At 72.2% G+C, this 24,023-nt stretch carries 19 protein-coding genes and 1 pseudogene; 12 read left to right on the top strand and 8 right to left on the bottom strand.

Annotated elements, in window-relative coordinates:
* Positions 1-43 precede the first annotated feature (43 nt).
* Complete coding sequence (locus tag ACWGIH_RS25265; protein WP_453451247.1) at positions 44-1,777, bottom strand: MFS transporter; 1,734 nt, start codon at positions 1,775-1,777, stop codon at positions 44-46.
* Positions 1,778-2,023: 246 nt separating this feature from the next.
* On the opposite strand from ACWGIH_RS25265, the gene ACWGIH_RS25260 reads away from it, so the two are divergent.
* The 3 genes from ACWGIH_RS25260 to ACWGIH_RS25250 all read left to right on the top strand — a co-directional run bounded on the left by ACWGIH_RS25260 (position 2,024) and on the right by ACWGIH_RS25250 (position 7,023).
* On the top strand, positions 2,024-4,282 hold the full coding sequence (locus tag ACWGIH_RS25260; protein ID WP_453449451.1) for an acyl-CoA dehydrogenase: 2,259 nt from the start codon (positions 2,024-2,026) through the stop codon (positions 4,280-4,282).
* Between the two features lie 20 nt (positions 4,283-4,302).
* A complete protein-coding gene (locus tag ACWGIH_RS25255; RefSeq protein ID WP_453449450.1) occupies positions 4,303-5,493 on the top strand; it encodes a lipid-transfer protein in 1,191 nt (396 codons plus the stop codon).
* A gap of 105 nt (positions 5,494-5,598) precedes the next feature.
* Positions 5,599-7,023, top strand: coding sequence for an MFS transporter (locus tag ACWGIH_RS25250; RefSeq protein WP_453449449.1), 1,425 nt, complete (start codon positions 5,599-5,601; stop codon positions 7,021-7,023).
* A gap of 280 nt (positions 7,024-7,303) precedes the next feature.
* Here the strand turns inward: ACWGIH_RS25250 and ACWGIH_RS25245 are convergent, their stop codons facing one another.
* Positions 7,304-7,909 (bottom strand): response regulator, encoded by a 606-nt coding sequence (locus ACWGIH_RS25245; RefSeq protein WP_453449448.1) that lies wholly within the window; start codon positions 7,907-7,909, stop codon positions 7,304-7,306.
* On the bottom strand, positions 7,906-9,165 hold the full coding sequence (locus ACWGIH_RS25240) for a sensor histidine kinase (RefSeq protein WP_453449446.1): 1,260 nt from the start codon (positions 9,163-9,165) through the stop codon (positions 7,906-7,908). The genes ACWGIH_RS25245 and ACWGIH_RS25240 overlap by 4 nt, the downstream gene beginning before the upstream one ends.
* A 314-nt stretch (positions 9,166-9,479) precedes the next feature.
* Between ACWGIH_RS25240 and ACWGIH_RS25235 the strand changes: the two genes are divergently transcribed.
* From ACWGIH_RS25235 to ACWGIH_RS25225, 3 genes are read left to right on the top strand one after another with little or no spacing between them, the layout of a single operon-like run.
* Entirely contained in the window at positions 9,480-10,343 is an 864-nt protein-coding gene (locus ACWGIH_RS25235) for a MaoC/PaaZ C-terminal domain-containing protein (protein ID WP_453449445.1), read from the top strand.
* Between the two features lie 59 nt (positions 10,344-10,402).
* Positions 10,403-11,479, top strand: coding sequence for a Zn-dependent alcohol dehydrogenase (locus ACWGIH_RS25230; RefSeq protein WP_453449444.1), 1,077 nt, complete (start codon positions 10,403-10,405; stop codon positions 11,477-11,479).
* A gap of 17 nt (positions 11,480-11,496) precedes the next feature.
* Positions 11,497-12,450: a 3-oxoacyl-ACP reductase gene (locus ACWGIH_RS25225; protein WP_453449442.1), complete on the top strand. Its 954-nt coding sequence runs from the start codon at positions 11,497-11,499 to the stop codon at positions 12,448-12,450.
* A gap of 330 nt (positions 12,451-12,780) precedes the next feature.
* Here ACWGIH_RS25225 and ACWGIH_RS25220 read toward each other — a convergent pair whose 3' ends face one another.
* Positions 12,781-13,881, bottom strand: coding sequence for a hypothetical protein (locus tag ACWGIH_RS25220; protein ID WP_453449441.1), 1,101 nt, complete (start codon positions 13,879-13,881; stop codon positions 12,781-12,783).
* Between the two features lie 215 nt (positions 13,882-14,096).
* On the opposite strand from ACWGIH_RS25220, the gene ACWGIH_RS25215 reads away from it, so the two are divergent.
* From ACWGIH_RS25215 to ACWGIH_RS25200, 4 genes are all read left to right on the top strand, one after another.
* On the top strand, positions 14,097-15,167 hold the full coding sequence (locus ACWGIH_RS25215; protein ID WP_453449440.1) for an ABC transporter substrate-binding protein: 1,071 nt from the start codon (positions 14,097-14,099) through the stop codon (positions 15,165-15,167).
* 123 nt (positions 15,168-15,290) lie between these two features.
* Complete coding sequence (locus ACWGIH_RS25210; RefSeq protein WP_453449439.1) at positions 15,291-16,142, top strand: Nif3-like dinuclear metal center hexameric protein; 852 nt, start codon at positions 15,291-15,293, stop codon at positions 16,140-16,142.
* Positions 16,139-16,882, top strand: coding sequence for a zinc ribbon domain-containing protein (locus tag ACWGIH_RS25205; protein ID WP_453449462.1), 744 nt, complete (start codon positions 16,139-16,141; stop codon positions 16,880-16,882). Before ACWGIH_RS25210 ends, ACWGIH_RS25205 begins: the two co-directional genes overlap by 4 nt.
* Positions 16,883-16,894: 12 nt before the next feature.
* Positions 16,895-18,196: a bifunctional RNase H/acid phosphatase gene (locus tag ACWGIH_RS25200; RefSeq protein ID WP_453449438.1), complete on the top strand. Its 1,302-nt coding sequence runs from the start codon at positions 16,895-16,897 to the stop codon at positions 18,194-18,196.
* 259 nt (positions 18,197-18,455) lie between these two features.
* Here the strand turns inward: ACWGIH_RS25200 and eda are convergent, their stop codons facing one another.
* Positions 18,456-19,076 (bottom strand): bifunctional 4-hydroxy-2-oxoglutarate aldolase/2-dehydro-3-deoxy-phosphogluconate aldolase, encoded by a 621-nt coding sequence (gene eda / locus ACWGIH_RS25195; protein WP_453449437.1) that lies wholly within the window; start codon positions 19,074-19,076, stop codon positions 18,456-18,458.
* A gap of 73 nt (positions 19,077-19,149) precedes the next feature.
* Complete coding sequence (yaaA, locus tag ACWGIH_RS25190; protein WP_453449436.1) at positions 19,150-19,950, bottom strand: peroxide stress protein YaaA; 801 nt, start codon at positions 19,948-19,950, stop codon at positions 19,150-19,152.
* A gap of 218 nt (positions 19,951-20,168) precedes the next feature.
* Between yaaA and ACWGIH_RS25185 the strand changes: the two genes are divergently transcribed.
* Positions 20,169-21,611 (top strand): RNB domain-containing ribonuclease, encoded by a 1,443-nt coding sequence (locus tag ACWGIH_RS25185; RefSeq protein WP_453449435.1) that lies wholly within the window; start codon positions 20,169-20,171, stop codon positions 21,609-21,611.
* Here ACWGIH_RS25185 and ACWGIH_RS25180 read toward each other — a convergent pair.
* Positions 21,598-22,389 (bottom strand): hypothetical protein, encoded by a 792-nt coding sequence (locus ACWGIH_RS25180; RefSeq protein ID WP_453449434.1) that lies wholly within the window; start codon positions 22,387-22,389, stop codon positions 21,598-21,600. The two genes, ACWGIH_RS25185 and ACWGIH_RS25180, sit on opposite strands and share 14 nt — an antisense overlap.
* Positions 22,386-23,210, bottom strand: coding sequence for a MerR family transcriptional regulator (locus ACWGIH_RS25175; protein WP_453449461.1), 825 nt, complete (start codon positions 23,208-23,210; stop codon positions 22,386-22,388). Before ACWGIH_RS25175 ends, ACWGIH_RS25180 begins: the two co-directional genes overlap by 4 nt.
* A gap of 225 nt (positions 23,211-23,435) precedes the next feature.
* Between ACWGIH_RS25175 and ACWGIH_RS25170 the strand changes: the two are divergent.
* Positions 23,436-24,006 (top strand): annotated as a pseudogene (locus ACWGIH_RS25170) (Uma2 family endonuclease).
* Positions 24,007-24,023: the final 17 nt, after the last annotated feature.

The raw sequence follows: 24,023 nt of genomic DNA, 5'->3' as shown, positions 1-24,023 counted from the left end.
CTGGAAGTCCGGCGCGGCCGGCGCCTGAAACCGACTCGCCGCCCTACGCCCGCACCTCACTCCCGCCCGGCAGCGCAAGGTCCATCTCCACGGCCCTGTCGTCCCCGCGGTACGCCGCCGCCGAAGCCAGCGGCGCATGCCCGGATGCCGTTGCCGCCAGGACGTACGAGCCGTCGCCCGGGACGGTGAGGGCGTAGCGGCCGCCCTCGTCCGTGAGGGCCGAGCCCGCCTGCCGTCCCCGGCGGTCGATCAGCGTCACCTTGGCCCGCGCGACCGGCGCCCCGGAAGGGGCGAGGACCCGGCCGTGGAAACCGGCCAGTGCCTCCGTGGCCGCGCGCAGGTTCGCGTCCTCCTCGCTGCTGGCCCGGAGCTGGGTCTTGACCGAGCGGCGGGCGGAGGGCAGGAACAGGGCGAAGACGAGGCCGAGGGTCACCGCGCCCGTGGCGATCAGGAAGGACGTGCGGAAGCCCGTCATCGTGGGGATCGCGACGCCGCCCACGTGGTTCGCCGTGTTGGCGAGGACCATGCCGATCACGGCGGACGAGACCGACGTACCGATGGAGCGCATCAGCGTGTTGAGGCCGTTCGCCGCGCCCGTCTCCGAAGCGGGTACGGCGCCGATGATCAGTGCCGGGAGGGAGGAGTAGGCGAGGCCGATGCCCGCGCCCACGACCACCGCGATGATGATCGTCTGCCAGGCGGCGCTCATCAGGCCGAGGCCCGCCCCGTAGCCGATCGCGATGATCAGCATGCCGAGGATCAGGGTGACCTTCGGGCCGTACTTCGCCGAGAGGCGGGCGTAGACCGGGGCCGTGAACATCATGGTGAGGCCCAGCGGCGCCACGCACAGGCCCGCGACGACCATGGACTGGCCGAGGCCGTAGCCGGTGGCGGTCGGGAGCTGGAGCAGCTGGGGCAGGACCAGCGAGATCGCGTAGAACGCCACGCCGACCATGATCGAGGCCAGGTTGGTGAACAGGACCGCCGGGCGGGCCGTGGTGCGCAGGTCCACCAGGGGCGCCTTGAGGCGCAGCTCCATCACGCCCCAGAGGACGAGCACGACCGCCGCGGCGCCGAACAGGCCAAGCGTCATGCCCGACGTCCAGCCCCAGTCGCTGCCCTTGGTGATCGGCAGGAGGAAGAGGACCAGGCCCGCGGAGAGGCCCACCGCGCCGAGCACGTCGAACGTGCCCTGCGCCTTGACCGTGCTCTCGGGTACGAAGAGGACCGTCAGAAGCATCGACAGGACGCCCAGGCCCGCCGCGCCGAAGAACAGGGTGTGCCAGTCGGCGTGCTGCGCGGTCAGTGCCGCGAGCGGCAGCGCGAGGCCGCCGCCGACGCCGATCGAGGAGCTCATCAGGGCCATCGCGGAGCCGAGCTTCTCGCGGGGCAGCATGTCGCGCATCAGGCCGATGCCGAGCGGGATGGCGCCCATCGCGAAGCCCTGGAGGGCGCGGCCGACGATCATCACGACGAGGTTGTCGGTGAAGCCGCAGATCAGGGAGCCCACGACCATCACGGCGAGGCTCGCGAGCAGCATGCGGCGCTTGCCGTAGAGGTCGCCGAGGCGCCCCATGATCGGGGTCGAGACCGCGCCGGCGAGCAGGGTCGCCGTCATGACCCAGGTGGCGTTCGACGGTGTGGTGTCGAGCAGCGTCGGCAGGTCCTTGATGACCGGCACCAGGAGCGTCTGCATCACCGCGACGACGATGCCGGCGAAGGCGAGTACGGGGACGACTCCGCGGGCGCCGCGTTGGTGGGTCGTCGACTGCGTCATTACGTGGGGCCTCCGGGGGCGGTGCAAAGGGTGCAGGGCTGGCAGGGGTACGTGCAGTACGAACCTGTTTCCCCGGGCGACTATTCCGACGGATGTCGTACGAGGGGAATTCTTGACCTGTTGTTAACCGACCGGTCAAGGGTGGCGTCGGTGGTCGCCGCATCTGACCCTGCGTCAGTCTTCCGGAAGATTGGAACGTGTTCTAGTGTGACGCCGTCCCGGAAGCTGCTACCGGCGAGGACGCGCATGGGCATCGGAATCACGCAGGAACAGCGGGAGTTGGCGGCAGCGGTGCGGGGCTGGATCGCCCGCGCGGTGCCGCCCGAGGAGATACGCAAACTGCTCGACGCCCCGGTGGGCACCGGTGGCAGGCCCGCCCACTGGGACGGGCTCGCCGAGCAGGGGCTGCTCGCGGTGCATCTGCCCGAGGAGCGCGGGGGCGGGGGCGGCGACCTCGTGGACCTCGCGGTCGTCCTGGAGGAGGCCGGGCGGGCCGCGCTCCCGGGGCCGTACCTGGCCAGCTCCCTCGCCTCGGTCGTGCTGCACCGGGCGGGCGCCGCCGGCCTGGCCGCCGACCTGGCGTCCGGGGCGCGGATCGGCGCCGTCGCACTCGGCGCGGGCACGCTGACCGCGGTGTCCGTGGCGGACGGCTACCTCCTCGACGGCGTCGCGCCGCCCGTGCTCTGCGGGGCCGATGCCGACCTGCTGATCCTGGCCGCCGAGTCCGCACGCGGAACCGAGTGGCTGGCCGTCGACGCGGCCGAGCTGACCATACGTACGCAGGAGAGCGCCGACCCCACGCGGCCCACCGCCGAGGTGACGGCGGACGGCGTCGAGGTCCCGGCCGGGCGGGTGCTCGCCGTCGACGCGGCACTCGTACGCGACCTGGCCTGTGCCCTGTACGCGGCGGACGCGTGCGGGGTGGCGGCCTGGGCGCTGGAGACCGCCACCGAGTACGCGAAGGTGCGTGAGCAGTTCGGGCGGCCGATCGGGCAGTTCCAGGCGGTCAAGCACCTCTGCGCGGACATGCTGGTGCGCCTCGAGCAGGCGCGGGCGCTCACCTGGGACGCGGCACGGGCGGCGGACGGCCCCTCGCCGGACGACCCGTCGCCCCACTCCTCGCCGGACGGCCCCTCGCTGAACGATCCCTCGCTGGACGCGCCGTCGCCGGACGTGCGCAGCCTGGTCTCCGCGCTCGCCGCGGGGGCCGCGCTCGACGCCGCGTACTCCTGCGCCAAGGACGCCATCCAGATCCTCGGTGGCATCGGCTTCACCTGGGAGCACGACGCGCACCTGTATCTGCGCAGGTCAGTCGTAGCCCGGCAGCTGCTCGGCACCGGTGACGCCCACCGGCTGCGGGCGGTGCGGCTCGCGGAGGGCGGGGCGCGCCGGGAGCTGCGGATGGAGCTGCCCCAGGAGGCGGCGGCCTACCGGGAGCAGGCGCGTGCGGCCATCGCCCCGGCCCGCGGCCTCGACCCGGCCGCAGCGCGCAAGGTCCTCGCGCCCACCGGTCATGCCGCGCCGCACCTGCCCGAGCCGTACGGCCTCGGTGCGGGGCCCGTCCAGCAGCTCGCCGTCCAGCAGGAGCTGGCGGCGGCCGGGGTGCGCGTCAGCGATCTCGGGATCGCCACCTGGGTGGTGCCCTCGCTCATCGCGTACGGGACGCGGGAGCAGCAGGAGCGGTTCCTGGCGCCGACGCTCAGGGGCGAGGTGCTGTGGTGCCAGCTGTTCAGCGAGCCCGGGGCGGGCTCGGACCTGGCCGCGCTGCGGACGCGGGCCGAGCGGGTCGAGGGCGGCTGGCTGATCAGCGGCCAGAAGGTGTGGACGAGTGCGGCGCAGTGGGCGGACCACGGGATCCTCCTTGCCCGCACGGACCCGCGAGCCCCCAAGCACAAGGGGCTCACGTACTTCCTCGTCGACATGAAGCGGGCGTCCGGCATCGACATCCGACCGCTGAAGGAGATCACCGGGGACTCCCTCTTCAACGAGGTCTACTTCGACGACGTCCTGCTGCCCGCCGACGCGGTCGTCGGTGAGGTGAACGACGGCTGGCGGGTCGCGCGGCACACGCTCGGCAACGAACGCGTCCACATGGCCAACCAGTTGACCTTCGACACCGGCCTCGAGGCGCTCATCGGGCGCGCCGCCGAACTCGACGGCGCCTGCCGCGCGCGGATCGGCGCGCTCGCCGCCGAGGCGCACGCGCTCGCCTGCATCGGCCTGCGGACGACGATGCGGCAGGTGGCGGGGGCGGAACCGGGGGCCGGGGCCTCCGTCCGCAAGCTCGTGCAGACCCCGCATCAGCAGAAGGTCGCCGAGCTGGCCCTCGAACTGCTCGGCCCCGCGGGCGCGGTGCGCGAGGGCGCCGGGGAGCGGGCGCTGCACGGCTTCCTGATGTCGCGCTGCCTGACCATCGCGGGCGGGACCACGCAGGTGCAGCTGAACGTCGTCGCGGAACGGCTCCTCGGCCTGCCGAGGGACCCCGAGCCGCGCCCCATCATCTGATCCATCGAAGGAGACGGGTTGTGAAGGCGTACATCGTCGGCGTCGGAATGACGAAGTTCGAGAAGCCCGAGACACGGGACTGGCAGTACTGGGACATGGCGAAGGAGGCGGGAACGAAAGCGCTCGACGACGCCGGAATCAGTTACGAGGACGTGGAGCAGGTGCCGGTCGGCTACTGCTTCCAGGCCTCGACGGCAGGACAGCGTGCCGCGTACGAGCTGGGCCTCACCGGTGTCCCCGTCTACAACGTGAACAACAACTGCGCGACGGCGGCGACCGCGCTGATGATGGCGCGGCAGTTCGTCGAGGGCGGCATCAACGACTGCGTGCTCGCGCTCGGCTTCGAGAAGATGGCGCGCGGCGCGCTCGGCGGCGGCTCGGACGGCGGCGACTTCAAGACGTCACCGGTCGCCCGGCACTACGGCGTGATGGCGGCGCGGCACGGCTTCGAGATGACCCCGCCCACCGCCCAGATCTTCGGCAACGCGGCACGCGAGCACATGGAGAGGTACGGCACGACCGAGGCGCAGCTCGCCGCGGTCGGCGCGAAGAACCACCGGCACTCGGTGAACAATCCGTACGCCCAGTTCCAGGACGAGTACACCGTCGACGAGATCCTCGCCGCCAAGACCATCCACCGCCCGCTCACCAAGCTGCAGTGCTCGCCGACCTCCGACGGGTCGGCCGCCGCGGTGGTCGTCTCGGAGCGCTTCGTGGAGCGGCACGGCCTTCAGGAGCGCGCCGTGGAGATCGCCGCGCAGGCCATGACCACGGACACGGGGGAGTCCTTCGGCTCGGGCTCGTGCATCGACGTCGTGGGGCAGCCGATGTCGCGGGCGGCAGCGCGGCAGGTGTACGAGAGGTCCGGGCTCGGCATCGAGGACATCGACGTCGTCGAGCTGCACGACTGCTTCTCCGTCAACGAACTCCTCACCTACGAGGCGCTCGGCATGTGCGGGGCGGGGGAGTCGGGGAAGCTCGTCGAGAGCGGTGCCACGACGTACGGCGGGCGCTGGGTGGTGAACCCCTCGGGCGGTCTGATCTCCAAGGGGCACCCGCTCGGTGCGACGGGCATCGCCCAAGTGGCCGAGCTGACCTGGCAGTTGAGGGGCGAGGCGGACGCCCGGCAGGTGGCGGGGGCACGGGTGGGGCTCGCGCACAACATCGGTCTCGGTGGGGCCGCGGTGGTGACGCTGCTGCGCAAGGGGTGAGGAAGGAGGAGCGGGAGACGGCCCGAGGTCCTAGGACTCACGGCCGAGGATCTGTGCGGCGAAACCCCGATGCAAGGGCCATGCACTCCTGAGAGCATGGCTGTCATGGTCCAAACGCCCCCCGACACTTACATGGCCGCCACCTCGCGGAAGTCCGCGCCCGTGTGGGCGGTGGTGCTCGCCGCCTGCGCGGGACAGTTCCTCGTCGTCCTCGACGTGTCCGTGGTGAACACCGCGCTGCCCTCGATGCGGGCCGACCTCGGCATGAGCGCGGTGGGCCTGCAGTGGGTGGTCAACGCGTACTCGATCGCGTTCGCGGGCTTCATGCTGCTCGGCGGGCGGGCCGGCGACCTCTTCGGCCGCAAGCGGATGTTCCTGGTCGGGCTCGGGCTCTTCACGGTGGCCTCGCTCGCGGGCGGCCTCGCGCAGGCCGAGTGGCAGCTGCTCCTCGCGCGGGCCGTGCAGGGACTCGGCGCGGCGGTCCTTGCTCCCTCGACCCTGACGATCCTGACCTCCGCCGTGCCCGAGGGGCCCGCACGCATACGGGCCATCGGCACCTGGTCGGCGGTGGGCGCGGGCGGCGGCGCGGCGGGCGGCCTGGTCGGCGGAGTCCTCACCGACCTGCTCTCCTGGCGCTGGGTGCTCCTGATCAACGTGCCGATCGGCGCGCTCGTCCTCGCGGCGGGCGTGCTGTGGCTGACCGAGAGCCGCGCGGGCGGCAGCCGCAGGCTCGACCTGCCCGGCGCGATCCTGGTGACCGGCGGACTCGCCACCCTCGCGTACGGCATCGTGCAGACCGAGGAGCAGGGCTGGACGGCGGCCGAGACCCTGGTGCCCCTGGCGGTGGGCCTCGCGCTGCTCGCGGCGTTCCTGGTGGTGGAGGCGCGGGCGGCGGTGCCGCTGATGCCGCTGAAGCTGTTCCGGGTGCGGTCGGTGTCGGCGGCGAACGCGGCGATGTTCGTGTGCGGCGCCGGAATGTTCGCCATGTGGATGTTCATGACGCTGTACGCGCAGAACGTCCTCGGTTACTCGGCGCTGAAGGCGGGCCTCGCCCTGATCCCGTCCTCGCTGACGATTGTCTTCGGCTCGAAGCTGGCGCCCCGCCTGATGCCGGTGCTCGGGGCGAAGAACGTGTCGCTGCTCGGCATCGTCGTGGCGGCGGCCGGGTTCGGCTGGCAGTCGACGATGACGTCCGACGGCGCGTACCTCACCTCGATCATGCTGCCCGGCATCGTGATGATGTTCGGGGCCGGCCTGGCCGCGACCCCGCTGGCCTCGCTGGGCACGTCCGGGGCGGAACCGGGCGACGCGGGCCTCGTCTCCGGTCTCATCAACACCTCGCGCACGATGGGCGGGGCGCTGGGCCTCGCGGTGCTCTCCACCGTCGCGGCCTCACGGATGGGCGGCTCCACGAGCCCCGAGGCACTGACCGAGGGGTACGCGGCGGCGTTCAGGACCAGTGGGTTCATCCTGCTGGCGGGGGTCGTGGTGCTGCTGGTGTGGATGCCGAGGGAGCCGAGCAAGGGCTGATCGAAATCAGCCCGTCCGGCGCTTGAGGACGAATGCGGCGGAGGGGGTGATTGGGTCGTGGGGCTGCGGGGTCGAGGGTGCCGAGCAGGGGCTGAGCGGATCAGCCTGTCCGGCGTTTGAGGACGAACTCGGCGGAGCCGGTGATTGACGGTGCCTGAGGCCGCGGGGCCACAAGCCACGTGCCGGTCCGGGGCCGCGAAGCCAAGGGCAAAGAGCCCGGGTCAAGGCCCAAGAGCCCGGGTCAAGGGCCAAGAGCCCGGGTGAAGGCCCAGGGGCCAGGTCAAAGCCAGCCCCGCTGCCTCGCCTCCCGTACCGCCTCCATCCGGTTCCGCGTCCCCGTTTTTCCGATCGCCGCCGAGAGATAGTTCCGCACGGTCGACTCCGACAGGTGCAGTTTCTCCGCCATGTCGGAGACCGTCGCGCCGTCCACCGAGGCCTTCAGGACGTCCGCCTCCCGGCCGGTCAGCGGACTCGGCCCCGCGCTCAGGGCCGCCGCGGCCAGCGCGGGGTCGATCACCGTCTCGCCCCGCAGCACCTGCCGGATCGCCTCCGCGAGGTCCTCCACCGGGCCGTCCTTGACCAGGAAGCCCACCGCGCCCGCCTCCATGGCCCGGCGCAGATAGCCGGGCCTGCCGAAGGTCGTGAGGATGAGGACCCGGCACTCCGGGCACTCCTCCCGCAGGTCCGCCGCCGCGTCGAGCCCGCTGCGGCCCGGCAGCTCGATGTCGAGGAGCGCCACGTCGGGGCGGGCGTTCAGTGCCGCGTCCACGATCTCGTCGCCCGCACCGACCTGTGCGACGACCTCGATGTCCGCCTCCATGCCGAGCAGCAGCGCGAGGGCGCCCCGCATCATGCCCTGATCCTCGGCGAGCAGGACTCTGATCATGGGGTGCGCTCCTCCAGGAGTGAACCGGAACCGGAACAGGGACCGGAACGGGGACCGGGACTCGGCTCGGTGACCGGCAGCTCCGCCGTGACCCGGAACCCGCCGTGCGACGCGGGGCCCGACTCCAGGGAGCCACCCGCCGCCGCGAGGCGTTCGGCCAGGCCCTTCAGCCCGCTGCCGGGCGTCCCCGAGCCTACGCCGCGACCGTCGTCGGTGATCAGCAGCCGAGTCCGTTCGGCGGTGCCCGTCACCTCGATCTCGCAGCGGGTCGCCCTTGCGTGGCGTACGACATTCGTGGCGGACTCCCGGACGACCCAGCCGAGCAGCGCCGCTGTCTGCGGGGCGAGCGGCGGGCCCGACTGGCGTACGACGGCCTCGATGCCCGCCGCGTCCAGGAGGTCGCGGGCCCGGTCGAGCTCCGTGGCGAGGCTGCCCTCGCGGTAGCCGGTGACCGCCTCGCGGATCTCGGTCAGGGCCTGGCGGCCGACGGACTCGATGTCGGACACCTGGCCGAGCGCGGCGTCCAGGTCGCGGGGCGCCAGACGCCGCGTCGCCTCCGCCTTCACGACGATCACCGAGAGCGTGTGGCCGAGCAGGTCGTGCAGGTCCCGCGAGAAACGCAGCCGCTCCTTCTCGACCGCGGCGCGGGCCAGTTCCTCGCGGGTGGAACGCAGTTCCTTCACCGTCTCGGAGAGGGCGAGGATCGCGGCCGTCACCATGACGGAGATGAACGTGCCGTACGCGATGCCCGCCGCGTCCCAGCCGTCCTTGAGACCGCCGACCACCGCCGCCGTGATGCTCAGGGCGAACCCCGCGGGAACGAGCAGCCGGCCCCGGAGCACCGAACCCGTGGCCAGGCCGAGCAGGGGGAAGAACATCAGCCAGCTGTCGCCGTAGCCGATGGCGAGGGCGAGGGTGACCGCGGTCAGCGCAAGGAGGAGCTGCCTGGTGACGCGCGCCTCCCGCGCCCTCTTGTCGAAGGCACGGAACACCACACTGATGTAGAGGGAGTTGAAGACCAGCAGGCCGAGACCGCCGAGCCAGGGGTTGCCCGTCTCGCCCTGGAGGATGTTGGAGAAGGAACCCATCCCCATCAGGAGCCAGGGCAGCATCGCGAAGCCGTTGGGCGGACCCAGGTCCTCGGGTCTGCTCCGGCCGGACTTCTCCCGCGCCCGCACCTCGGCCAGCTGCGCCCCGCTGCTGTGTTTCCAGCGCGCGAGACGTGTGTGCCGCTGCCAGAAGCCCTTCACCGGCATCGCTTCTCCTCTCGCGCCGTGGCGCCTCGTCCCAGGCTGCCGACCCTACGGAGCCGCGGTGGGAAACCGGCAGATGCTCTTGTACGGACTCGGCCGGTACAAATGTCACGGGCCGGGCGAGGCGGGCCGCCGCGCGCCTATCTGACGTGACGTCAGGAGTCTTCACAACTACCGGGCCCTCGGCTATACATGGGATCGCCGGACTGGAACGCGTTCTAGAACGGGCTCCTTCCGGCCCTGTTGCGACCTCGGTGCGACCGACGGTGCGGACGGCCGCACCGAGGTCTTCAGACCGGCCAAGGAGCTGCCACCACATGCCCATCGATGCCGCGAAAGCACTGGCCGCGGAGCCCAGGTCGGCCGAGATCGCCTGGGATCACAAGGACATCCAGCTCTACCACCTGGGCCTCGGCGCGGGTATCCCCGCCACCGACCCCGACGAGCTGCGCTACACGCTGGAGTCCGGGCTGCACGTCCTGCCCAGCTTCGCGACCGTCGCGGGCGCCGGCATGGGCGTCGTCGGCGGCCTCTCGTCCCCCGGCATCGAGGTGAACCTGGCCGCGGTCCTGCACGGCGGCCAGAGCATCACGCTGCACCGCCCGATCCCGGTGAAGGGCGAGGCCGTCACCACCTCCAAGGTGGCCGCCGTCTACGACAAGGGAAAGGCGGCGATCCTCGTCCTGCGCACCGAAGTGGCCGACGCGGACGGCCCGCTGTGGACGAGCGACGCCCAGATCTTCGTACGCGGTGAAGGCGGTTTCGGCGGCGAACGCGGACCCTCGACCCGCCTCCCGGCCCCCGAGGGCGAGCCCGACAGGATCGTCGAGCGTCCCGTCCGCGAGGAGCAGGCGCTGCTCTACCGCCTCTCCGGGGACTGGAACCCGCTGCACGCCGACCCCGAGTTCGCCAAGCTCGCCGGCTTCGACCGGCCGATCCTGCACGGCCTGTGCACCTACGGGATGACGCTCAAGGCCGTCGTCGACACCGTGCTCGGCGGCGATGTGTCGCGAGTGCGGAGCTACAGCACACGCTTCACCGGGATCGTCTTCCCCGGGGAGACCCTGCGCATCCGGATGTGGCACCCCCAGGGGGCCGACGGCCGCGTCCAGGTCGCGGTGACGGCGGCCGAACGGGACGACGCGCCGGTCCTCGCCGACACGATCGTCGAGCACGCCTGAAGCGCCGTGCCCGCCCGAAGCGCCGCACCGCCTGAATTTCGTACGAGAGGAGCCGCACCATGCGCGCAGCCGTACTGCACGAGATAGGCCAGGACAAGCTGGAGGTCCTCGACGACGTCGAGGCGGTGGGTTTCGGCCCCGGCAAGGTGAAGATCCGGGTGCGGGCCACCGGCCTGTGCCACTCCGACGTCTCCGCGATGAACGGGGTGCTGCCGCAGCCGGCGCCCTTCATCCCCGGCCACGAGGGCGCGGGCGAGATCGTCGACGTCGGCGACGGCGTGACCGGCGTCAGCCAGGGAGACAGGGTCCTGGTGTGCTGGCTGCCCGCCTGCGGCCAGTGTCCGGCGTGCAAGCGCGGCCAGAGCCAGCTGTGCCTCGCCGGATTCATGAACGCGGGCACGCCCAACTTCAGGCGCCCCGGCGGGGACGTCTTCGGCTTCGCGGGGACGGGCACCTTCACCGAGGAGGTCGTGGTCGACGCGGGCTGCGCCGTGCCGATCCCGGACGACGTGCCCTTCGACATCGCGGCCCTGATCGGCTGCGGGGTGACGACGGGGCTCGGCGCGGCCATCAACACCGCGAAGGTGGAGGCCGGTTCGTCGGTCGCCGTCATCGGCTGCGGCGGCGTCGGCATCTCCGCGATCCAGGGCGCGCGGCTCAAGGGCGCGGCGCAGATCGTCGCCGTCGACCCGGTGGCATCACGGCGCGAGGCCGCGTTGCGGTTCGGCGCCACCGAGGCGGTCTCCCCGGACGAACTCGCCGACGCCAAGCAGCGGATCACCGCGGGCGAGGGCTTCGACTACGTCTTCGAGGTCGTCGGCAAGTCCGCCACCGCCCGGACCGCGTACGAGACGACGCGACGCGGCGGCACGCTGGTCGTCGTCGGCGCGGGCGCGATGGACGACAACCTCCAGCTCAACATGTTCGAGCTGTTCTTCGACGAGAAGAGGATCCTGCCGTCCATGTACGGCGGCGGCGACGTCCTGCAGTCCTACGAGCGGGCCATCGCGCTGTGGCGCGCGGGCCGGATCGACCTGGAGAGCCTGATCACCCACCGGGTGCCGCTCTCCGAGATCAACGAAGCGCTTGACCAGATGCGTACGGGCGTCGCGCTGCGTACGTGCATCGAGATCTGAGAGGACTTCGATCCCTGATGGCACAGCCATTGCCACGGCCACTGGACGGTTTGGCCGCGATCGTGACGGGCGCGGGCCGGGGGCTCGGTCGTGCGGAGGCCCTCGAACTCGCCCGGCTCGGCGCGAGCGTCGTCGTCAACGACTTCGGGCAGCCGGGCCGTGACGGCTCGGGCGAGGCGTCCGCGACGCCCGCCGAGGAGGTCGCCGCCGAGATCCGGGCGGCGGGCGGGCAGGCGGTCGCGCACCTCGGCGATGTCGCGGACCACGAACAGGCGCGCCAGCTCGTCCAGTTGGCGATCGACACGTACGGCAAGCTCGACATCCTGGTGAACAACGCGGGGATCCTGCGGGACCGGATGATCTTCTCGATGAGCGAGAGCGAGTGGGACTCGGTCATCCACGTCCACCTCAAGGGCCACTTCAACACGTCGCACTTCGCGTCCGTGCACTGGCGCGAGCGGTCCAAGGCGGCGGGCGAGCCGGTCTACGGCCGGATCGTCAACACCTCGTCCGAGGCGTTCCTCGCGGGCTCGGCGGGCCAGCCGAACTACGCGGCGGCCAAGGGCGGCATCGTGGGCCTGACCACGTCGAGCGCGCTGGCACTCGGCAAGTACGGCGTGACGGCGAACGTCATCTGCCCCCGGGCGCGGACCCGGATGACGGAGGACGTCTTCGCGGGGTTCCAGGAGCCGGGCGCGGGCGAGCTGGACGCGCTCGCCCCCGAGCATGTGGCGCCCCTGGTCGGCTACTTGGCGTCCCCCGCGGCGGCCGGGGTCAACGGCCAGCTGCTCGTCGTGCACGGCGGGATGGTGGCCGTGGTCGAGCGCCCCAAGGTGGCGGCGAAGTTCGACACGGCGAAGGAGGCTTTCACGTACGAGGAGCTGGACGGGGTCCTGTCGCCTTATTACGCGGGGCGGCCCTCCGGGGAGACGTTCGCGGCGTCGGAGGTGCTCGGGCTGAAACGGGGCTGACCCTGACCCTGACCCTGACGCAAACGCCGGACGGGCTGGAGTTCCAGCCCGCCCGGCGTTTGAGGACGAACTCGGCGGAGCCGGTGATCGACGACGCGCGAAGCCAGGGGCTCTACTCGTCGCCCGGCCGACGATGCCGCCCCCGCGGCACCCCCGCCTCGTCACGCTCGGCCACAGGCCCCCGATGCCTGCCGGCGCCGGAACTGCCCGCCGCCTCCCGCGGCTCGGGATTCCGCTCGGATTCCGTACGGATCTCGGTTCTGGTCAATACATTCACCCCGTAAAAGCTGTAACTCTGTAAAGAAGATCGTTCGGTGCAGCCGGGCGAGTCTAACCAACGCCCGCGCGCCCGTTGAGGGGCGCCTGTTGCAACGGAACGGGCCGCGCGGCGACCGGCGCGGGCGCCGCCGCCGGAGCGGGAGGTTCCAGCTCCGCGACCCCGCACGGCACCGCCTCCGTCGCATACGGCAGCCGCAGCGCACCCTCCCGCGTCCACCACCCCGAACCGGCCAACCACCCCTCGGGAGCCGCCAGTTGATGCAGACGGCGCTCGGCGGGCCGCCACAGGCCGAGCCAGCTCCCCGCCGCGCCGTCGATCCGCAGCGCCACCGCGCAGTTCTCCGGCATCAGTGTCTGGCCGGGCTGTATGGCGAACGGCGTCACCGCGAGGTCGGGCAGGCGCAGGCACTCCGGGAAACGCACCGGGCGCGTGCCGCCGAGCACCCCCCAGCCGAGCCTGTCGTGACCCGGCGCGTCCGAGCGGATCAGGAGCAGCCCGCTGTCCGGGTCCGCGAGCAGCAGCCGGTCGTCGCTCTCGTCGGCGATCTGGAGGAGGGGCGACACCTCGCCGCCCCGCTCCAGGTCCACCGCCACCGCCTTGACCCGGCCGCCCAGCTCCCGGTCCAGGGCCAGCATCCGGCCTGCCCCGTCCAGCCAGACCCCGCCCGAACAGTGCCCGGGGATCTCCGCGACGTGCTCGGGTCCGAAGGCGCCGCCCGCCACCAGCCACAGGGCGGTCGAGCCCCCGCCCACCGCGAGCGCGTACGCGTGACCGGCCGCCGGTGAGGGCGGAAGCAGCGTCAGCCGGGACTCGCCGCACTCCACCGCGCCGAGCGGGATCTCGCCGGTCTCCGGCCCGGTCGGGTACAGGAGCGCGAAGGCGTGCCGACCGTCGACCACGCGGTGGATCAGGACCCGGCCGTCGGCCATCGGAAGCACCTCGGTGCCGGGCTCCTCGGGCTGGTTGCCGGGCAGCGGCACCGCGTACGGCTCGGGGGAGTCGAGGGTCCAGCGCTCGGGGAACCAGGAACCGCCGTCCAGGGCGAGACGGGCGGCGTAGGCGCCGTCGGCGGTGATCACCGGGGGTGCCGCGGACGCCGGGCGAGACGTCGGGGCGGTCATGGGTTCGGGCTCAAGCGTGGGCGCTGTCATGGGGGACCTCCGGGCCATGAAGCTAGTTTTCGCACGCGTTGCCGTGGCACCTGTGGACGCCCGCTTCACACAGAAGGGTGGCGATGAACCGATTCGCCTGAGGGGGCGGGGGTGGTTGTGCTGGGTGAGGAGGGCGCACTTAAGGTAAGGCCGACCTAAGTGATTGCGGGCCTGCGGAAGCGGCAGCAGCACACCCCCTGGAGCCTGGAGCACCGATGGCACCGCTTTCCCCGTTCCCGCGGCCCGCAGGGCCCGCACGACCCCGCCGCCACCGGGCCACCACCGCCATCGCGCTCGCCGTCGCCGGCGCGCTCTCCCTCGTGGCCTGCGGCTCCGGCGACGACTCCGGCACGTCCGGCGACGGCACCGGCAGCAAGGCCGTCGCCCAGGGCGGCGAGGACTTCTCCAAGGCCGCCGAGCAGACCGCGAAGATGGGCACCACGGCGAAGCCGGGCGAGTTCCCGCGCACCATCACGCACGCACGCGGCAAGACCGAGCTGAAGACGCGGCCCGAGCGGGTCGTGGTCCTGGACGTCGGCGAGCTCGACAACGTCGTCTCGCTCGGCGTCAAGCCCGTCGGCTACGCCCCCACCGAGGGCGACGACGGCATCCCCGGCTACCTGAAGAAGGACGCGGGCGACCCCAAGGACGTGGGCACGATCAACGCCCTCAACCTGGAGGCCATCGCGAACCTCAAGCCGGACCTGATCCTCGGCAGCGAACTGCGCGCCGCCAAGCTCTACCCGCAGCTCGCCAAGATCGCCCCGACCGTCTTCTCCATCCGCCCCGGCTTCACGTGGAAGGAGAACTACCTCCTGAACGCGGCCGCGCTCGACAAGACCGCCAAGGCGAAGGCGGAGCTGGCCGCGTACGAGAAGAAGGCGAGGTCCCTGGGCCGGGACCTCGGCGACGACAAGCCGACGATCACGATGCTCCGCTACATGCCGGACCGCGTCCGCCTCTACGCGAAGGCGTCCTTCATCGGCACGATCCTCGACGACACCGGCCTGCCCCGCCCGAAGAATCAGCAGGTCGACGACCTCGCCACGGAGATCAGCACCGAGAAGATCGACGAGGCCGACGCGGACTGGATCTTCACGGGGGTCTATGGCGACGCGGAGAAGACCGGCCGCTCCGCCGCCGAGAAGAACCCGCTCTGGAAGAAGCTGGACGCGGTGAAGAAGGGGCAGGCCAAGGACGTCCCGGACGAGACGTGGTACCTGGGCCTTGGCGTGACCGCGGCGAATTCGGTCCTTGACGACCTCAGGTCCGACCTGGCCCCGTAATCGGACCTGGGCCCGTAATGGGACCTGGCCCCGTAAAGGGCCGGGCGCGGGGCGCTCAGTAGCAGCCCGTAGCGGTGCGTAACGCACGACATGCCGAGCGCAGCGGGAAGGTAGCCTTTCTTCGTGCCCCGTCTGTCTGAAGTCATCGCCGCCCTCGACGTCCTGTGGCCCGCCGAACTGGCCGAGAGCTGGGATGCGGTCGGCACGGTCTGCGGCGACCCGGACGCGGAGGTCTCCCGGGTCCTGTTCGCCGTCGACCCCGTCCAGGAGATCGTCGACGAAGCGGTGAAGCTGGGCGCCCAGCTCCTGGTCACGCACCACCCGCTCTACCTGCGCGGCACGACGACGGTCTCGGCCGCCACCTTCAAGGGCCGGGTCGTCCATGACCTCATCAAGAACGACGTGGCGCTGCACGTCGCGCACACGAACGCGGACCGCGCCGACCCCGGCGTCTCCGACGCCCTCGCCGGCGCGCTCGACCTCCGGATCGTCCGGCCCCTCGTGCCGGACCCGTCCGACGCGCACGGCCGCCGAGGCCTCGGCAGGATCTGCGAGCTCGAACACCCGCTGACACTCCGTGAGCTCGCCGACCGCGCGGCCGCCCGGCTGCCCGCCACCGCGCAGGGCATCCGCGTCGCGGGCGACCCGGAGCAGCTCGTCCGGACCCTCGCGGTCAGCGGCGGCTCCGGCGACAGCCTCTTCGACGACGTACGCGCGTCAGGCGTGGACGCCTTCCTCACCGCGGACCTGCGCCACCACCCGGTGTCGGAGGCCCGCGCACAGACTCCGCTCGCGCTGCTCGACGCCGCGCACTGGGCCACCGAGTGGCCGTGGTGCGAACTGGCGGCGACGCAGCTCGATCAGATCTCCGACCGTCACGGATGGGGACTTCGCGTCCACGTCTCCAAGACGGTCACCGACCCCTGGACCGCCCACGCGGCCTCGAATACCCACACCACAGGAGCCCCCAACTGAACGCCGCGCCCGCCGACCAGATCCGACTCCTCGACGTCCAGGCACTCGACGTACGCCTCCAGCAGCTGGCGCACCGGAAGAAGTCCCTGCCCGAGCACGCCGAGATCGAGTCGCTGAACAAGGACATCGCGCAGCTGCGCGATCTGCACGTCGCCTCGACGACCGAGGAGAGCGACTGCGCCCGCGAGCAGACCAAGGCGGAGCAGGACGTCGACCAGGTGCGTCAGCGCGCCAACCGCGACCAGCAGCGCCTGGACTCGGGCGCCGTGACGTCCCCCAAGGACCTGGAGAACCTCCAGCGCGAGATCGCGTCCCTCGCCAAGCGCCAGGGTGACCTGGAGGACGTCGTCCTCGAGGTCATGGAGCGCCGCGAGTCCGCGCAGGAGCGGGTCGCCGAGCTGGCGGAACGTGTCTCCTCGGTCCAGTCGAAGATCGACGACGCGACGGCCCGCCGTGACGCGGCCTTCGAGGAGATCGACGGCGAGGCCGCCACGGTCACCAAGGAGCGCGAGGTCGTGGCGGGTTCGGTCCCGGCCGACCTGCTCAAGCTCTACGACAAGCTGCGCGCCAAGGAGGGCGGCATCGGTGCGGCCAAGCTCTACCAGCGACGCTGCGAGGGCTGCCGCATCGAGCTGGACATCACCGGGGTCAACGAGGTGAAGGCGGCGTCCCCCGACACGGTCGTGCGGTGCGAGAACTGCAGCCGCATCCTGGTCCGCACGTCCGAGTCGGGTCTGTAAGAGGCCGTGGCGGTGCGGGAGTTCATCGTCGAGGCCGACGGCGGGTCGCGGGGCAACCCGGGGCCCGCGGGCTACGGGTCGGTCGTCATCGACGCGGCCACGGGCGAGACGTTGCGGGAGGCAGCGGAGTACATCGGCGTCGCGACGAACAACGTCGCCGAGTACAAGGGGCTCGTGGCCGGCCTGAAGGCGGCGCACGAGCTCGACCCGAATGCCTCGGTCCATGTCCGCATGGACTCCAAGCTCGTCGTCGAGCAGATGTCGGGCCGCTGGAAGATCAAGCACCCGGACATGAAGCCGCTCGCCGCCGAGGCCGCGCGGGTCTTCCCGCCCGCCCAGGTGACGTACGAGTGGATCCCGCGCGCGGAGAACAAGCACGCGGACCGGCTCGCCAACGAGGCCATGGACGCGGGCAAGCGGGGGGAACAGTGGTCGGCGGCGGACTCGACGGCGGAGTTGGACGCGCAGTCCGCGCGGGCGGCGCGGCAGGCTTCTGAGCCCCCGGGTCCGCCGGGGGACGCGGCTGCGGGCGCGGCGAAGGCACGGGCCGCGCTGGCCGAGCGGCGGACGCCGGAGGCTGTCCCCGAAGCCATTCCCGGGACCGGGGCCGGGGACGATGTGCGCGCCGCGGGCAATGTGGCGGCGGCGCAGGCGGCCGCCCCGCCTGTGGGCTGGGCCGTGCCCGCCGACCTGGGAGCCCCCGCGACCTTTGTGCTGCTGCGGCACGGGGAGACCGCGCTGACGCCCCAGAAGCGGTTCTCCGGCAGCGGCGGTTCCGATCCCGCGCTCTCCGACGTGGGCCGGGAGCAGGCCGAGCGCGCGGCTGCCGCGTTCGCCGCGCGGGGCACGATCCAGGCGATCGTCTCCTCGCCGCTGAAGCGCTGCCAGGAGACCGCGCAGGCAGTCGCCGCCCGCCTCGGCCTCGATGTACGCGTCGACGACGGGCTGCGCGAGACGGACTTCGGGGCCTGGGAGGGCCTCACCTTCGGCGAGGTGCGGGCGCGTCAGCCCGAGGAGTTGAACGCGTGGCTGGCCTCGCCCGACGCGGCGCCCCCCGGCGGGGAGTCCTTCGCCGAGGTGGCCCACAGGGTGTCGGCGGCGCGGGACCGCCTCACCGCCGAGTACGCGGGCCGCACGGTCCTCCTGGTCACGCACGTCACCCCGATCAAGACCCTGGTCCGCCTGGCACTGGGCGCCCCACCGGAGTCCCTGTTCCGCATGGAACTCTCGGCGGCGTCGGTGTCGGCGGTGGCGTACTACGGAGACGGAAACGCGTCGGTACGACTGCTCAACGACACGTCACACTTGCGGTAGGGGCCCGAGCCCCGAAGGGGCGCGGGGAACTGCGCGAGCAACCACGACGCACTGGCAGGTTCAGCGTGGGGCAGGGCTTTGCGGGCCGATTGCCGCGCCGAGGCTGAGGGCTCCCAAGGGGCGCGGGGAACTGCGCGATCAGCCACGACGCACCCGCAGGCAGGAGCGGAGGGGGCGCCCCGTAAGGGGCGCGGGGAACGGCGCGAGCAACCACACCGCACCCGCAGAGGCGTACTCGCGTCAGGCCCAGGGGCCAGAGTCAGCGCAGCGAAGCCGCTTCGCGGGCCAGGGTCTCGATGCGGGGCCAGTCCTTCGCCGAGACCGCGTCAGCGGGAAGCATCCAACTGCCGCCCACGCAGCCGACGTTCGGCAGAGCGAGGTACGACGGCGCGGAGGCGAGGCCGATGCCGCCCGTCGGGCAGAAGCGGGCCTGCGGCAGCGGGCCACCGAGCGACTTGAGGTAGGCCGTACCGCCGGCGGCCTCCGCCGGGAAGAACTTCATCTCGTGCACCCCGCGCTCCAGGAGAGCCACCACCTCGGACGTCGTCGAGACCCCCGGCAGGAACGGCACCCCGGACGCCTTCATCGCGGCGAGCAGCGTGTCGGTCCACCCCGGGCTCACCAGGAAGCGGGCCCCGGCGTCGACGGACTCCGCGACGCCCTGGGGCGATGTGACGGTGCCCGCACCGACCACCGCGTCCGGCACCTCCGCCGCGATGGCCCTGATCGCGTCGAGCGCGGCAGGCGTCCGCAGCGTCACCTCGATCGCGGGCAGGCCGCCCGCCACCAGCGCACGCGCCAGCGGCACGGCGTCGGCGACGTCCTCCACGACGACTACGGGGACGACGGGGGCGAGATCGAGCACGGAGGCGGAAGTCATGGGAGCATCCTGCCCCGGCATGCGCAGCATGCGCAAAGGGCGTTGCGCATGCTGCAACCAGGAGAGTGGGCGCTCAGTGAATCTCCCGCACCACCACATCCAGCGCCCACGCCTTGCCCGCCTTCGCCGGCGCCTCCGCCTCCACCACGTGACCGAGGTCCCGCAACACCTCGACCAACTCGGCCGGGTTCTTCGGCTGCGCGCCGGTCTCCAGGAGGGAGCGGACGATCCGGCCCTTCGTCGCCTTGTTGAAGTGCGAGACGACGGACCGCTTCTCGACGCCGTCGACCATCTGCGCGTGCAGCACCCGCACGGTCGCCGTCCGGTCCGCGACCTCGCCCTTCGGCTTCCACGCCGCCGCGTACGCCGATGAGCGCAGGTCAAGTACGAGCCCGTCGCCCGCCGCCTCGGGCATCGCCGAGGCCATCGGCGTACGCCAGTAGGCACCCAGCGCGCCGAGGCCGGGCAGCTTCACGCCCATCGAGCAGCGGTAGGAGGGGATGCGGTCGGTGACGCCGACGGCACCCCACAGCCCGGAGAAGACAAGCAGCGACCGCGCCGCACGGCGCTTGGCGGCGGCGTCCAGCGTCGCCAGGCCGAGCGCGTCGTACAGAACGCCCGTGTAGATCTCGCCCGCGGGACGCGCGCCCGCCGTGCGCAGCTCGGCGTTCTTCGCGATCTCGCCGCGCAGGCCCTCGCTCAGACCGAGTACGTCACGGGCCTTCTCCTCGTCCGCCACGCAGAGGTCGACCAGCTCGTCGAGCACTGCCTGCCGCGCGTCCGCGAGCGCCGGCAGGGAGAGCGACTCCGGCTTCAGGGGGGCGCCACGGCCGGAGGGCGCCTTGCCTTCGGAGGGCGGCAGCAGGACGAGCATGGTTCTCCTTCGGAGGGCAACGGGTGGGGGTGCGGGCCCTGCGCCAGGGTAATCGTCACCGGGAACGGCCTGCGCCTGCGCCTGCGCCTGCGCCTGCGGCGGGCAGGGCGTCGTAGCTGCGCCCGGCGCTGGCGCCGGCCTCCGCCGTTCCGCACCCGGCAGCGGTGTCCCCGCCCCTCCACCGTGCCGCCCCGCCCCTCCCCGCCTACGCTCGACCCATGCCCCGTCGTCATCTCCGCGTGACCGGCGCAGCCGAAGCTCCCTTGCGGGGCGTGCTGCGTGAGCTGCGTACGAAGTTGGACGTGCCCGCGGACTTTCCCGCTGACGTCCTTGCCGATGCCGAGCAGGCCCTCGCCGCTCCACGGCTCCCCGCGCACGACGCGACCGACATCCCCCTCTTCACCATCGACCCGCCCACCTCCGTCGACCTCGACCAGGCGATGCACCTCTCCCGGCGCAACGGCGGCGGATTCCGGGTGCGGTACGCCATCGCGGACGTCGCCGCGTACGTCACGCCCGGCGGAGCACTCGACGCCGAGGCCCACCGGCGCGTCACCACCCTCTACTTCCCCGACGAGAAGGTGCCGCTGCACCCCACCGCGCTGAGCGAGGGCGCGGCCAGTCTGCTCCCGGGGCAGGACTGCCCGGCCGTCCTCTGGACGATCGACCTCGACGGAGAGGGCCGAGCCGTCTCGACCGACGTGCGCCGCGCCCTCGTACGCAGCCGCGCCAAGCTCGACTACGACGGCGTGCAGCAGGCCATCGACGGCGGCACCGCCGAGGAGCCACTCGCGCTGCTCGCCGACATCGGGCGGCTGCGCGAACGCCTTGAGATCGAGCGGGGCGGCATCTCCCTCAACGTGCCCGAGCAGGAGATCGTCGAGGCGGACGGGGCGTACGCGCTCGACTTCCGCGCCCCGCTCCCCGCCGACGGCTGGAACGCCCAGATCTCCCTGCTCACCGGCATGGCAGCCGCCGAGCTGATGATCCGGTCCGGGGCGGGCATCCTGCGCACCCTGCCCACCGCTCCGGACGGCGCCGTCGGCCGCCTGCGCCGCACCGCGAAGGCCCTGCGAGTCGACTGGCCGCACCACGTCCCGTACGCCGAGCTCGTCCGCTCCCTGGACCCGCGCCTGCCCCACCACGCCGCGTTCCTCCAGGAGTGCACCACGCTGCTGCGCGGCGCCGGATACACCGCGTTCAGCGGCGGCGACGTCCCGGAGCTGATCACCCACGCCGCCGTCGCCGCCCCCTACGCCCACTGCACCGCCCCGCTGCGCCGCCTCGTCGACCGCTACGCCTCCGAGCTGTGCCTGGCGGCGGTAGCCGGGGACGAGCCGCCGCAGTGGGTGCTCGCCGCGCTGCCCGAGCTGCCCAAGGAGATGGCGGACGGTACGCGGCGCGCCAACACCGTGGAGCGCGAGTGCGTGGACCTCGTCGAGGCCGCGCTGCTCAAGGACCGGGTGGGCGAGCTCTTCGACGGGGTGGTGGTCGACGTCCAGGAGCGTGCACCCACCGTCGGGACGGTCCAGTTGACCGACCCCGCGATCGTCGCCCGCGTCGAGGGCGGCACCGGCGGCCTGCCGCTGGGGGAACGGCTGCGGGTGCGGCTCACGCAGGCCGACCCCGGCGCGGCGAAGGTGCAGTTCACGCCCGCGTGAGTGCCAGGGCCCGCCCCAGTGCCGCGCGCAGCTTCGCCGGCTCGTCGGAGTGCAGCCGTACGGTCGTCACGGGCCGGCGCCCGCCGAGGAAACCGGCCACCATGACGGGCTCCGCCAGCTCCAGCGTGAGGGATGTCTGCGCGGCGACCGGAATGTTGAGCACCCCGTCGGCGGCCTCGTGCGTGAAGCGCCGCTCACCACTCGCGGAAACGATCAGATCCAGCGGTATCAGCAGGTCACGGTGGGCGCCGTGGCGTACGCGCAGCGCGTCTCCGGACAGCACGTGCGGCCGGGTCACGGAAGCGGCGTGCACGCCGAGCATCAGGATGACGCCGTAGACGTCGATGACGAGGGTGATCGCGTGGAGGGTGGGCCAGTCCCGCAGCAGCACGGCGAGCCCGATGGTCTCCACGACGCAGACGAACACGAAGCCGTAGAGCATCGCCGCCTGATCCCGGGCGTGCCCGAAGGCAAGATCCCCCTCCCGCACCCCGTGCCGCCGCCGCGCCACCCACAGCACCAGGCTCGACAACGCCCGCACCTCATGCCCGACGATCCGCCGCACCGGCTCCGGCACGACCTCCCTGACCGCCGCGCGCCCGCCACGCCGGTACACCATCAGGAGACCCGCGCACTCGACGAGGAGCAGCGACAGGGCCACGGCCTCCATGCCGACCAGTACGGGAGTGGGAAGCGATGCCCCCGCCAACAGGCATACGACAAGGGCGAGTTCGAGAGGTACGACCACCCAGGCGAGGCCCCGCACGAGCCGCGTCATCGCGCACCCCTTTCCATGAGCAGCCGCATCCCCCGGCGCACGGCCTCCGCCTGGGCGGGGGCGAAGTCGGAGAAGAGCGCTTCGAGGAACCGGTCGTCGCCGCGGCCCCGCCCGTCGGCCACCGCCTGTACGCCCTCCGTGCCCAGCTCCTTCAGGAGGGAGTCGGGCAGCGCTCCCGCGAGCGCCCGGGCGGCCTCGTCCACGGCCGCTTCCGAACGCGGATCGGCGAGATCGGTGTCCGCGAGCGCGTCGAGCAGCGCGTACACCTCGTGCGCGCGCTCCACGGCGTCCGGGGTGGACAGCGCGGGGCGCAGCGCGGCCATGAGCCTGTCGCGGTCCTCCGGGGGCGCCGTCGTGTCGATCAGGGCGAGCAACTCCCGGTCCTTCGCGGCCATCGCGGACCCGGGACCTTCGCGGGCGGCGCCGGAACGGGCCATCTCGGCGAAGAAGTCGCCCAGTTGCGGCGACACGGGCCCCTCGACGGTCAACCGCCCGTGCTCCGCGTCGTCCAACAGCACCCGCAGCCGCTCCCGCCGCTCCCGGATCGCGGTTTCCTGCCGGGCGAGGTCCGCGTCCAGCTCGGCGAGCACCTCGGCCAGCTCGCGCCCCGCGTCGTCCGCGAGCACGTCCCGCACCTCGGCGAGCCCGAGCCCCAGCTCGGTCAGCCGCCGGATCCGCGCGAGAGCGACGGCGTGCCGCAGCCCGTACTCCCGATAGCCGTTGGCCCGCCGCTCGGGCTCGGGCAGCAGTCCGAGGTGGTGATAGTGCCTGATGGCCCGCGTGGTCACGCCGACGATCCCGGCGAGCTCGCCGATCCGCATCCCGTTCATGAGGCCGTTCGCATCCCGTTCATGGGGCCAGTAGAAACGTTGACGCTGCGGCAAGGTCAAGCAACGACGGGCCGGGACCCGCCGGGCGGGCGAACCCTGACGTCCACCCGTGGTCCTGTGCCACGATCGAGGGAACAATTCCCGATCTCTTGGACGGCGGATCAAGCGATGTCCCAGTCTGGCGAGCGACCGAGGAAGGGGCGTGACATGACTGCCATGGCACACCAGCCGCTCACGCAGGCAGAGGTCCTCCTGGAGGGCTTCCTCGCGCTGGACACCCCGGAGGGTTTCCGGGCGGAGCTGATCGAGGGGGAGATCGTCGTGACGCCGCCGCCGGACGGGGACCACGAGGACTGCGTCAACCTGGTCATGAAGCAGGTGATCAGGCGTTCCGAGACCGACATGGACTTCTCCGGGAACAAGGGCTTGAAGCTCAAGAGCGTGGGCGCCTGCCCGAAGAACCACGCCATCGCGGATGGCACGTTCGCGCCAACGGAGCTGCGGCTCTTCCGCGGCGCCGACCCCTGGATGCCCTGTGAGGGCGTCGCCCTGGTCGTCGAGGTCACCTCCACCAAGCCCGCAGGCGGACCGCGAGGCCAAACGGCGCTGCTACGCCCATGGCGGCATCCCGCTCTACCTGCTCATCGACCGCGAGGGCTCATCGGTGACGCTGTTCCGCGACCCGGAAGGCGACGACTACCGCGAGCACTGCACGCTCCCCTTCGGCAAGGCGGTGGCCCTCCCCGAACCGTTCGGCTTCGAGCTGGAGACCGCGGAGTTCGACTGACCGCGGAAGGTTCCCGG

The organism is Streptomyces sp. NPDC054872 (genome assembly GCF_053610705.1).
This window is presented reverse-complemented; position numbering and strand designations above follow the sequence as displayed.